This is a genomic window from Pseudomonas sp. P106(2024), from assembly GCF_057480815.1.
Genome location: NZ_JBLIYU010000001.1, coordinates 556,978 through 568,985, shown reverse-complemented (window position 1 = coordinate 568,985; position 12,008 = coordinate 556,978). Strand labels below are relative to the sequence as shown.

6 protein-coding genes are annotated in these 12,008 nt (G+C 64.9%); 3 read left to right on the top strand and 3 right to left on the bottom strand.

Going from position 1 to position 12,008, the window contains the following annotated elements; all coding sequences use genetic code 11:
* Window positions 1-18: 18 nt before the first annotated feature.
* Together AC25M7_RS02580 and AC25M7_RS02575 are read right to left on the bottom strand one after the other, a co-directional pair.
* Complete coding sequence (locus AC25M7_RS02580; protein WP_028688708.1) at window positions 19-669, bottom strand: HAD family hydrolase; 651 nt, start codon at window positions 667-669, stop codon at window positions 19-21.
* Window positions 670-755: 86 nt separating this feature from the next.
* A complete protein-coding gene (locus AC25M7_RS02575) occupies window positions 756-1,304 on the bottom strand; it encodes a gamma carbonic anhydrase family protein (RefSeq protein WP_028688707.1) in 549 nt (182 codons plus the stop codon).
* A 102-nt stretch (window positions 1,305-1,406) separates the two neighbouring features.
* Here AC25M7_RS02575 and prlC point away from each other — a divergent pair, with 102 nt between their 5' ends.
* The 3 genes from prlC (at window position 1,407) to AC25M7_RS02560 (ending at window position 4,903) form a co-directional block, all read left to right on the top strand.
* Entirely contained in the window at window positions 1,407-3,458 is a 2,052-nt protein-coding gene (gene prlC / locus AC25M7_RS02570; protein ID WP_232854021.1) for an oligopeptidase A, read from the top strand.
* On the top strand, window positions 3,455-3,736 hold the full coding sequence (locus AC25M7_RS02565; protein ID WP_050703177.1) for a YheV family putative zinc ribbon protein: 282 nt from the start codon (window positions 3,455-3,457) through the stop codon (window positions 3,734-3,736). Before prlC ends, AC25M7_RS02565 begins: the two co-directional genes overlap by 4 nt.
* Before the next feature lie 111 nt (window positions 3,737-3,847).
* Entirely contained in the window at window positions 3,848-4,903 is a 1,056-nt protein-coding gene (locus AC25M7_RS02560) for a PA0069 family radical SAM protein (RefSeq protein ID WP_486970710.1), read from the top strand.
* A gap of 47 nt (window positions 4,904-4,950) precedes the next feature.
* Here the strand turns inward: AC25M7_RS02560 and AC25M7_RS02555 are convergent, their stop codons facing one another.
* Window positions 4,951-11,670 (bottom strand): S8 family serine peptidase, encoded by a 6,720-nt coding sequence (locus AC25M7_RS02555; protein WP_486970709.1) that lies wholly within the window; start codon window positions 11,668-11,670, stop codon window positions 4,951-4,953.
* Window positions 11,671-12,008: the final 338 nt, after the last annotated feature.

Sequence of the window (12,008 nt, the reverse complement as noted above, 5' to 3'; positions counted from 1 at the left end):
TTGCAGCCCCGATACATATCAGCCTTTGATGAACGCCTGATGCAACTCGGCCAGCGTCTCGAAATGGAACGCCGGCGTCTCGGCCTCGAGTTCCTCCCGGCTGCCGAACCCATAGCCCACCGCCACCGCCTGCACACCGTTGCTGCGCGCACCGATCAGGTCATGCTTGCGGTCGCCGATCATCAGAGTCTGTGCCGGGTCCAGTCCCTCTTCATCCAACAGGTGGCGAATCAGCTCGACCTTGTTGGTACGGGTGCCGTCCAGCTCGCTGCCGTAGATCACCTTGAAGTGGTGGTCGAATTCGAAATGCCGTGCGATCTCGCGGGCATAGACCCATGGCTTGGACGTGGCGATATACAGGGTGCGGCCCTGGCCGTTGAGCGCCTGCAGCAGCTGCGGCACACCCTCGAACACCCGGTTCTCGTACAGCCCTGTGACCTTGAAGCGCTCGCGGTAGAAGTTCACCGCGTCCCAGGCCTTGGCCTCGTCGAAGTCATAGAACTGCATGAAGGCCTGCAACAGGGGTGGGCCGATGAAGTGCTCGAGGCGGGTCAGGTCTGGCTCGTCGATGCCCAGCTTGGCCAGGGCGTACTGGATCGAGCGGGTAATCCCTGAGCGCGGGTCGGTCAGGGTGCCGTCGAGGTCGAAAAGGATGTTCTGCTGGTGCATGGAGCTGTTCACTCTGCTGTTCATCTGGATGCCATCGCGGGGTATGCAAAGGTCGGGGGAGCAGGCTTGCCCGCCCCGCGATGGCGTCATTGCGGTCGGTCGTAGCCTTCGGCCAGGTGCTGGTCCTTGAGCTTCACGTAGTTGCCGGCGCTGTAGGGGAAGAACGCGTGCTCCTGCTCGCTCAGCAGGCGCACCTGTTTCACCGGGCTGCCCATGTACAGGTAGCCGCTGACCAGGCGCTTGCCCGGCGGCACCAGGCTGCCGGCGCCGATGATCACCTCGTCCTCGACGATGGCGCCGTCCATGATGGTGCTGCCCATGCCGACCAGGATGCGGTTGCCCAGGGTACAGCCATGCAGCATGACTTTGTGACCGATGGTCACCTCGTCGCCGATGATCAGCGGAAAACCGTCGGGGTTGAACGGCCCGGCGTGGGTAATGTGCAGCACGCTGCCGTCCTGCACGCTGGTGCGCGCGCCGATGCGGATGCGGTGCATGTCGCCGCGCACCACGGTCAGCGGCCAGATCGAGCTGTCCTCGCCGATCTCGACGTCGCCGATGACCACCGCCGAGCGGTCGACGAAGGCCCGTGCTCCCACTTTCGGCGTGTGTTGCTGGAAGGTCCGGAGGGCCATGATAGTGTTCCTCTGCAATGCCGATAGGCAGGCTGCCTGCTGCGGTCGGCGTCGATTGTAATTAAGATGGTCCCGTGTTTCTCCTGCCAAGGTACCCGAACCGTGAGTGCGAACAACCCGCTGCTGCAGTCCCATGATCTGCCGCCCTTCTCGGCAATCCGTGCCGAGCATGTGCTGCCGGCGATCGAGCAGATCCTCGCCGACAACCGTAAGGCCATCGCCGAGATCCTCGAAAAGCAGGGCAAGAACCCGACCTGGGCCGGCCTGGTGCTGGCGATGGACGAACTCAACGACCGCCTGGGCGCCGCCTGGAGCCCGGTCAGCCACCTGAACGCGGTGTGCAACAGCCAGGAGCTGCGCGAGGCCTACGAGTCGTGCCTGCCAGCCCTGAGCGCCTATTCCACCGAGCTGGGCCAGAACCGTGCCCTGTTCGAAGCCTATGAAGCCCTGGCCGCCAGCCCCGAGGCTGCCGGCTTCGATGTGGCGCAGAAGACCATCATCGATCACGCCCTGCGCGACTTCCGCCTGTCGGGCATCGACCTGCCGGCCGACAAGCAGCAGCGCTATGCCGAAGTGCAGAGCAAGCTCAGCGAGCTGGGCAGCCGCTTCTCCAACCAGTTGCTCGATGCCACCCAGGCCTGGACCAAGCACGTCACCGACGAGGCCGCCCTCGCCGGCCTGACCGACTCGGCCAAGGCGCAGATGGCCGCCGCCGCCCAGGCCAAGGGCCTCGACGGCTGGCTGATCACCCTGGAATTCCCCAGCTACTACGCGGTGATGACCTACGCCGACGACCGCGCCCTGCGCGAAGAACTGTACGCCGCCTACTGCACCCGCGCCTCCGATCAGGGCCCGAACGCCGGCCAGTTCGACAACGGCCCGGTGATGGAAGAGATCCTCGAGCTGCGCCAGGAGCTGGCCAAGCTGCTGGGCTACCCGAACTTCGCCGAACTGAGCCTGGCCACCAAGATGGCTGAGTCCAGCGACCAGGTGCTGAGCTTCCTGCGTGACCTGGCCAAGCGTTCCAAGCCGTTCGCCGCCCAGGACCTGGAGCAGCTCAAGGCCTTCGCCGCCGAGCAGGGCACTCCGGAGCTGGCCAGCTGGGACGCCGGCTATTTCGGCGAAAAGCTGCGCGAACAGCGCTACAGCGTGTCGCAGGAAGCCCTGCGCGCCTACTTCCCGATCGACAAGGTGCTCTCCGGCCTGTTCGCCATCGTCCAGCGCCTGTACGGCATCGAGATCGCCGAGCTCAGGGGCTTCGACAGCTGGCACCCGGACGTGCGCCTGTTCGAGATCAAGGAAGACGGCCAGCACGTCGGTCGCTTCTTCTTCGACCTCTATGCCCGTGCCAACAAGCGTGGCGGCGCCTGGATGGACGGTGCCCGCGACCATCGCCGCACCGCCGCGGGCGCGCTGCAGAGCCCGGTGGCCAACCTGGTGTGCAACTTCACTCCGGCCACGCCCGGCAAACCGGCGCTGCTGACCCACGACGAAGTCACCACCCTGTTCCATGAGTTCGGGCACGGCCTGCACCACCTGTTGACCCGCATCGAGCATGCCGGTGTGTCCGGCATCAACGGCGTGGCCTGGGACGCGGTGGAGCTGCCGAGCCAGTTCATGGAGAACTGGTGCTGGGAGCCCGAGGGCCTGGCGCTGATTTCCGGCCACTACGAGACCGGCGAACCGCTGCCCCAGGACCTGCTGGACAAGATGCTGGCGGCGAAGAACTTCCAATCCGGCATGATGATGGTGCGCCAGCTGGAGTTCTCGCTGTTCGACTTCGAGCTGCACGCCACCCACGGCGACGGCCGCAGCGTGCTGCAGGTGCTCGAAGGCGTGCGCGACGAGGTCTCGGTGATGCGTCCGCCGGCCTACAACCGCTTCCCCAACAGCTTCGCGCACATCTTCGCCGGCGGCTACGCGGCGGGTTACTACAGTTACAAGTGGGCCGAAGTGCTGTCGGCCGACGCCTTCTCGCGCTTCGAGGAAGAAGGTGTGCTGAACGCCGAGACGGGCCGCGCCTTCCGCGAAGCCATCCTGGCCCGTGGTGGTTCCCGCGAGCCGATGGTGCTGTTCGTCGACTTCCGGGGCCGTGAGCCTTCCATCGATGCATTGCTGCGCCACAGTGGCCTTACCGAGGACGCGGCGGCATGAGCGAGGTAGCCGTGAGCAAGAGCAAACGACGTTTCATCGCCGGGGCGGTCTGCCCGGCATGCAGCGAGATGGACAAGCTGATGATGTGGAACGAGGACGGCGTGCCGCACCGAGAGTGCGTGGCCTGCGGGTTCACTGACACCTTGAACGAACAAGGCCTGTCGGTACCCAGCGAGCTCGGCACCCGGGTCAACCACCTGGCGCCCAAGGCGGCGCCGGCCAAGGTGCAGACCGTGCAGTTCTTCCCCAATCCGAAGCTGAAGAAGCCGCAGGATTGAAGGTAAATCACGCGGCAAGCGTGGGAGCGGGCTTGCCCCGCGATAATCGGTTGTAGCTATCCTGCTGAACCCGGATTACTGTATGTGCATACAGTAATCCGGGTTCTTATCATGAAACCAGCCCCCATTCGCGGTCGCGGCACCGTCGACAACCCCCGCAACCGCTTCGCCCCGAGCGTTTCAGTGGTCGAGGACGATGGCTGGTACCAGGAAGTCCCACTCACCCAGGGCACCGAGGTGCGGATCGAGACGGCCAAGACCATCATCGCCCGCAACACCTCCCCCGACCTGCCCTTCGACCGCTCCATCAACCCCTACCGCGGTTGCGAGCACGGCTGCATCTACTGCTACGCCCGTCCTAGCCATGCCTACTGGGACCTCTCCCCCGGCCTCGATTTCGAAACCAAGCTGATTGCCAAGACCAATGCCGCCGAGATACTTGAACAGCAATTGAGCAAGCCCGGTTACGTATGTGCGCCAATCAATCTGGGTTCCAACACCGATCCCTACCAGCCCATCGAGCGCGAGCATCAGCTCACCAGACGCTTGCTCGAAGTGCTACTGCGCTACCGCCACCCGGTGACCATCGTCACCAAGGGCTCGCTGATACTGCGCGACCTTGATCTGATCAGCGAACTGGCCAGCCAGCGTCTGGTGCGGGTAATGATCAGCCTCACCACTCTCGACGATGAGCTAAAGCGCACCCTCGAACCCCGTGCGGCCGCACCCAAGGCGCGCCTGCGGACGATCCGCGTGCTGCGTGAGGCCGGCGTTCCCGTGGGCGTGCTGTGTTCGCCGATGATCCCGATGATCAACGACAGTGAGCTGGAGCACCTGCTGGAGGCGGCGAAGGAAGCCGGTGCGCAGAGCGCGGCTTACATGATGCTGCGCCTACCGCTGGAGGTCGCACCGTTGTTCGAGCAGTGGCTGCAGGATCACTACCCACAGCGGGCCGCGCATGTGCTGAGCCTGATTCGCCAGAGCCGGGGGGGCGAGTTGTATGACAGCCGCTTCGGTGCGCGGATGCGCGGTGAAGGCGTGTTCGCCGAATTGCTGGCGCAGCGCTTTCGCAAGGCGGCCAGGCGGCTGGGGTTCGAAGGGCGGGAGGTGTTGGCGCTGGACTGCAGCGCATTCTGCCCGCCGGGCGGGCAGATGGCGTTGTTTTGATCAGGATGCCGTCACCTGGAGGCTCGCAAGCCTCCAGGTGCCAGGCGTTAGCGCCAGTTGGCGGCGAGGACCGGCTGCAAGGCTTGCGCCTGCGCCGCGTCGAAGCTGGTAGCAGCCGCGCCGGGCGGCGCGAACGCCGCCATGGCCTGGACCAGTTGCTCGACATTGCGGTCCGACAAGTGCTGACCGTTACCGGCAACGATGTCGCGGACCCGGGCTGGTGAGCTGGCATACCAGTCATGCAGGGTGACCTGCTGCGCACTGCCGATACGGCTGATCAGCAGGTCATCGCCCTGGTGCTGGAACCACAGCTGTTCGGGCAGTACGGGCTTGCCGAAGTTCAAGGTGCTCATGGAGCCCCGGAATGCAACCTCGGTATGACCTTCACCGACTTCCACATCGGCCATGCTGCCTTCGACCACGACGTTGTTGTGGCCTTTGCCCAGCTTGATCTTGGTGAACGACGATGACGTCTCGATGCGGTTGTCGCCATCGCCGACCACCAGCTTGCGGAATTCGCCTTTGATCGAGTTGCCGCCATTGCCCAGGGTGATCTCGGCGAACGAGCCCGAGCTTTCGACATGGTTGTCGCCATTACCGGCAACCAGTTTGTCGAGCCTGCCGTTGATGGTATTGCGGCCATCGCCCAGCGTGACGTCGGCGGATGAGCCGGTGGTTTCGATGAAGTTGTCGCCATTGCCGGCCACCAGCTTGTCGAGACTACCCTTGATGGTGTTGTGGCCGTTGCCCAGCGTGAGGTTGGTAGACGATCCGGTCGTTTCGATGAGGTTGTCACCATGACCGGCTACCAGCGTGCCGACCCCTCCCTTGACCGTGTTGTTACCATCACCCAGGGTTACCTCTGCCCGCGAGCCAGTGGCAAAGACCTGCTGGTCGTCCCTGCCCAGCAGGGTGGCTTTGGCCCCGCTGCCGAGCAGTGCCAGATGACGGCCGCCGCTGGCGGTGACCTTGGTGAACGAATTGCTTAGGTTCACCGCGTACTGGTCGTCTGCCAGGGTGACGCTGCTGAACATCGGCACGGTCATCACCGTCGGTTGGACCATCAGGTGCAGCACGGCACTAGTTTGGCTGCCGGCATTCACCTTGATATCGAAGGTGCCGGCGAGACCGGCCTCAGGTATCCCTGCCAGCGACGCCTGAGCCGAGTCGAAGCTCATCCAGGCTGGCAGCGGCGAGCCGTCGGCAAGGCTGACCTGGTAAACCGGTGCCTGGTCCTTGAGCGCCATGCCGAATAGCCCGCTCAAGGAGCCAGCGCTCCAGGCCTGACCGGCGACGATCAACTGATAGGCCTGCGCTGGTGAGGTGCTGGCCTGTGGCTTCGATGCCGGGGTGGCGTCGGAGGACGTGGGGTGTTTGAGGTAGTCGCTGGCATTGATGTCCGGCAGTGTCACCGGCTTGTGCTCGAACCGGTCGTTGTGGACCTCCTCCATGATCTGCTTGTGCCGGCGCCTTGCTTCTTCGACGATCGAGTCGACATCAGTGCTTGTGTGCAGGTCGACCGCAGGTCGATCAGCGATTTCGATGAGCGTTGGCCGAAAGTCGGGGATTTCGACAGGTCGGGTCGGCTTGAGCAATTCGTCCGTGCGGCGGTTGCTTTCCTCCATGATCTGCTCGTGTCGACGCCTCGCTTCTTCGAGGATCGAGTTGATATCGGTACTTGGACGCAGGTCGACCGTAGGTCGGTCAGGGATTCTGATTTCCGGGATCTCGATGGGCGATGGCCGGATGTCAGGAATCTCGACAGGCCGCGTCGGTACGCCCGGATGGTCATCGAAGCGCTTGCGCCAGTCGTCCGTGCCGCGATTGAGCAGGTCGTTCAGATCCGGGATCCGGTGATCCGGAATGCTGAAGTCCGGAACCCGGACATCGGGAATCTTGATGTCGGGACGCTCGACGATCGGCGTGAGCCGGTCGGGGATCTCGATGGGCTTGACCCGGTCCGGCAGCGACAGGTCGATCCCCGGCAGGCGGGTCGGCGGCAGCGGGGGCTGGCCGGTTTCCACCGGCAGATGGGCGCTGGCGAAGATGAAGTCGCCGGCATCGAGCTGGGCCACTTCGATGGCGTCGAGGTAAGCCAGGTTGACCGGCTGATTCGCGCCGCGCAGCACGTTGGTGCTCAGTTCAACGCCATGGATCTGCGACAGGCCATTGATGGTGCCGCGGTTCTTCTGGACGATGCTCAGCTCTTCGAAACGGGTGACACCGACCTGGCTCAGGTCGATCTTGTCGATGCCGTGACGGAAGCCGCGCAAGGCATTGTGGTAGTCACTGGCATTGAGCTGGTGACTGATGATGAAGCGGTCCGAGGTGGCGCTGTCGTGGCTGTACACCTTGCCCGCCAGCGCGGCGATCAGTTGGCCGTCGGCGCCGCTGCTGAAGCTTACGCCCTCGCCACCGCCGCTGAGCACCACGGTGCCGGCGACGGTGGCGGTGTCCACGTTTGGTCGGCTACTGTCGACATAGTTGGCCGGGGCGACGAAGCGGTCCTGGAACTGGAAGTTCGCCGCGCTGATGTTGCCCAGCGACTGTCCGCTCAGCAGGATGTGCTGGCCGTTGCCCAGGTCGACGCGGACATCCGCGCCCTGCTGCTGCAGGGTCAGGTCGGCGAAGGTCTTGCCAGTGAAACCGACCAGGTCGATGACCTCCCCTTTTGCCGCTTCGAAGCGGTGCACGGTGTCCTGGCCGCCCTCGCGGCGATGGACCACGAAGAAGTCCTTGCCGTTGCCGCCGGTCAGGCTGTTGTTGCCTCGGCCACCGTCGAGCAGGGCATCGGCGTTGCCGGCCACCAGGGTGTCGTTGCCGTCACCGCTGATGAGGTTGTGCACGCCGTTCGGGTTGCGCAAGGTCAGCGCCGCGCCGCCGATGCTGGCCACGCCGGTGGCCAGGTTGACTTGGACATCACCGCTGACCGCCGCTGCGTTGAGCGTATTGCGCCCGCCCGCGGTGCCGTTGCCGGCGTCATCCAGCACGCCGCGGCTGGCCTGGCCCTGCACCGCCTTGAGGTACTCGTCGGTGTAGAAGTAGGTGTCGTCCGCACCGGCCTTGCTGCCATACAGGCGCAGGGCCCAGTTGTTGAGGGTCACCGGTTGGCCGTTGCTGGCGTCCTTGACCTCGAGGGTCCAGGTGCCGGCCGAGCGTTCGCCCCAGTCACGGGTGCTCATGAAGCTGTACTTGAAGGGCCCGGAGCGCGTGCTGCCCATGTCGGCGTCGCTGGCGCCGGCCATCCCCTGCGGCACCTTGCCGGTGCGGTCGAGCAGGATGCTGCGGGTGCCATCGGGCGAGACCAGGGTGACGGTCAGGTCGCCGAGGCGGCCGACGCTGGCGTCCAGGTCGATCTCCACGTGCTCGACGTTCAGCCCGGCGTCCATCTGCAGCGAGGTGCTCAGGCTGCCACCGCCGCTCAGGGTCTTGCCCAGGGCGCCGCTGCTGGCGCTGAACACGCTTTCGTCGGCACCGGTGCTGCGGGTCATCCAGCTTTCGGCCAGGCGTACGGCCGCGCGGGCGTCCACTTCGCCGAAGCCGTAGTCGTGGCTGGTGTGCATGCCGCCGCCGTTCCAGTTGCGCGCGCCGTTGTTGTCCCAGCGGGTGGCACTGTCGTTGACCCGGCGGGCCGACAGCGCAAGGATCTGCTGCACGTCGCGGTAGCCCAGGTTGGGGTTGGCTTCGAGCATCAGCGCGGCCACGCCGGAAACGATCGGCGCGGCGAAGCTGGTGCCTTGCATGCTGGTGTAGTCGTTGCCGAAGGTCGAGCCGCGCTCGGTCTCCACCAGGCGGCTGGTGGACAGCACGTTGCTGCCCGGGGCCGAGACCAGCAGGCTGGCGCCGGGGTTGGAGAACGGCGTCGAACCGATCTGCAGGGTCGACAGGTCGCCCTGGGCGTTGATCGCCCCGACCTCGATCGAGAAGCGGTTGTTGTTGGTCAGCGAGCCTTGGGCGCTGCCGCCGTGGGCGCGCTGGTTGCCGCCGGCGGTGACGATCACCGTGCCCAGGCCACCGCGACCGTTGTGCGCGGCATAGCGGGCGTTGGCCGCCAGGGCGCTGGCGGTGTCGATGGCACCGTTCTGCAGGTTGCTGATGGCGAAGTCGTTCTGGAAGCCCCAGCTGTGGTTGGCGACGTCATAGTTGACCATGTTGCCCAGGCCAGTCAGGTCGTCGCCCTTGTTGGCCAGGTAGAAACCGCTGAGCTTGGCGTCATAGGCCACGCCCACACCACCCTGGTCATTGCGCCCGGCCACCATCACCCCGGCGACCATGGTCGCGTGGTTGGAGGCCAGCTCTGGCAGCACGCCCTTGTCGCGCTGGGTCTTGAGCCAGGCCTGGTCGATGTTGGCGGCCAGGTCCGGGTGCTGGAAGTCGAAGATCTCCGGCGCCGTGGCGAACTCGCCGCCCGGTTCGAACATGGCGATGCGCACGCCCTTGCCGGTGTAGTCCTGCCATACCGGCAGCACGTTGGTGTCGCTCAGGTACCACTGCTGCGCGGCCAGCGGGTCGTTTGGCATGCCGGCGTCGAGCAGGGTCACGCTGGCGCGCATCGGCGCGGTCTGGCCGCTGCCCAGGTCGACCACCGAGGCCGACTTGTTGCCCTGGGCATCGATGATGCCGTACTTGAAGCCCATCATGCCGGTGTAGCCGGCCAGCGGGGTGAACAGCACATCACCTTGGGCGGTGAGGCTGACCGAACCGCCGGTGGCATCGCCGACGTTGTCGATGCGCAGGCCGCCCTTGCTGTCGAGCAGCAGGTCGTTAGCCAGCAGGCTGGAGGCGGCGATCAGGTGCGTGCGCTGGCGGTCGAAACGCTGGCCGTCCTTGTCCAGGCGCAGCACATCGGCCACCGGCATGGCGTTGGGGTTGGACAGGTCGACGGCGGAAATATCGGCGAAGTTGAGCTTCTGGATATTGCGCAGTTGCACGGTACCGTCGCGACCGGTCACGTTGTCGGCTACCAGGTAGCCGTTGCTGGTATGGGTGATGCGGTACTCACCGTACTTGCCGTGCAGGGTGACCAGGTTGGTGCCGCCACCGCCGTCGATCTGTGCGTTGCCGTGACCGACCTCGATCACATCGTCGGCCGCACCGCCGTGGATGACATCGTTGCCGCCACCGGCGTGGATGATGCTGCCGCCTGCGGACGCGTAGATCAGGTCGCCGTTGGGCCCTGCATAGATCACCGCCTTGCCACTGCCGCCGATGAGCGTGTTGTGGCCGCTACCGCCGACCAGTACATCGTTGCCGGCGCCGCCGATCAGGGTGGCACTGCCCTCCCCACCCTTGATGAACACGCCGGCGCCACCGCCGCTGCGGATCACATCGTCGCCGCGACCGCCCTGGGCAATGGTCAGCCCGGCCTTGGCCATGTTCAGCTCTACGCCCTGGTCTCCAACGATCAGCGCCGTGTCGCGGCCACCGTTGCCGTGGATGTTCTGTGGGTCGTCGCTGGCGCTGATGACAAAGACATCGTCGCCGGCACCACCGATGTAGGTATTGCTGCCAGCACCGCCGACCAGCCAGCTGCCGCTGGCCGTAGCAGTGAGTTGGTCGTTGCCGCTGCCGCCATACAGGTTGTTCACCCCAAGGGTCGTAGCGTCCAGCTGTTCGCCTTGGTTGCTGGTGCTGCTGTAGGCGATGGTGGTGGCGCCGTCGCTGTTTGATACCACGCGGATGCCATCGCCCTGGCGGGTGGTGGTGCTGCTTACCGGGTCGCCCAGGAAGTCCACGGCCAGCGCTTGCCGGCTGGCGCCGCCGATCGTGAACGAACCCCGGGCCAGCACACGGCTGCCATCGCGGGTCTCGCCCGGCGTGCCAGCGGCGCGCACGTTGATCTGGGTGATGCCCAGTTCGGCCAGGGTCTTCAGCTCACCGCCGTCGACACGGGCGTCATGGCTGGCATCCACCCACACACGCAGCCGGTTCCAGATTGGGTCACGGGCATCGATGATGCCATCGCCGTTGCCATCCTCGCTGGCCAGCGCGGCGAAGCCATCCTTGAAACGGGCCTCGCCGGCCGCACCGTTCACGCCGGCCTTGCCCTTGTAGTACTCGGAGAACATCTGGCTGACGTCCTTGACCTGGCCGCTGCCATCGTCGATCACCAGCATGCCGGTCTTGCGGTCGGCCCAGGCGCTGCGCTTGAGCGTGCCGCTGTGGTCGGTGTCGAACAGCACGGCGTCGCTCAGGTCGGTCATGCGCACGCCTTCGCCGCCCAGGTCGAGCAGCAGTGGGTCGACGTAGGTGTTGCGGGTGGTCATGGCCGACAGGCCGTTGAGGGTCACCGCGTTGCGCAGGCTGAAATCGAAACCGCTGGTGCTCGGCTGGTCGAGGTAGAACTTCGACAGGTGGCTGTTGGGGCGGGCGTTCGGGTCCAGTTGCATTTCGCCAGGGCGGATGCCGCCCGAGGTCAGGCTGGCCATCTGCGTGGAGGCGAAGTCGGTCTTGTTGAGAATACCGCCGAGGGCGAACACGTTGTGGGTCGCGGCGTTCTGCACATAGCCGTTGCTCACGTCCTGGCGTGCCTGGTCTTCGCCCTGGATGTGCTGCTGTGGCTTGGGCGAGGCGTCGATGTGGATCTGGATCGACTGGTTGGTATCGGGCTGGACGGGAGTGTCGTCACCGGCACCGAACCACTGGAACATCTTGTAGGTGTTGTCCGCAGCGAAGCGCCTTAGCTCATTGGCATATTTCCATGCGGGAAGCATGTCCAATTCGGTGAAGCTGGAAATGTACCGACTGACCCCGGCGAGGTTCTGCATGACAGCGAGCCTGAGGTGCTTTGCGTAGGTTTCGCCTTGGCCCGGGATGGTCGAAACCTCGCGGTTGAGACCTCCCAGCAGAGGGGGGAAGGTATCGGCGATGGTGCCAGGCCATTGCCATGATTCGAGGCCAAACGCATCGACAGTCATATCCCGATCATCCTTCATGATGTCGTTGATCGGGGGGAAACCACCATTTTTTATGATACTGTCCGCAATATTCCAGGCGAGCTTATCGGAGCCTTTTTGAAATTCAGTGTCGGAAAGAGGTTTACCTTTACTTGCCGCCGCGAACTGCATTGACCCGCGGACCATCTGGTTTGGAAACTGACCATCAT

Excerpts from the sequence above, each read along its gene's own strand:
- AC25M7_RS02580 (WP_028688708.1), bottom strand. The coding sequence starts at position 669 with ATGCACCAGCAGAACATCCTTTTCGACCTCGACGGCACCCTGACCGAC.
- AC25M7_RS02575 (WP_028688707.1), bottom strand. The coding sequence starts at position 1,304 with ATGGCCCTCCGGACCTTCCAGCAACACACGCCGAAAGTGGGAGCACGG.
- AC25M7_RS02565 (WP_050703177.1), top strand. The coding sequence starts at position 3,455 with ATGAGCGAGGTAGCCGTGAGCAAGAGCAAACGACGTTTCATCGCCGGG.
- AC25M7_RS02560 (WP_486970710.1), top strand. The coding sequence starts at position 3,848 with ATGAAACCAGCCCCCATTCGCGGTCGCGGCACCGTCGACAACCCCCGC.
- AC25M7_RS02555 (WP_486970709.1), bottom strand. The coding sequence starts at position 11,670 with ATGCAGAACCTCGCCGGGGTCAGTCGGTACATTTCCAGCTTCACCGAA.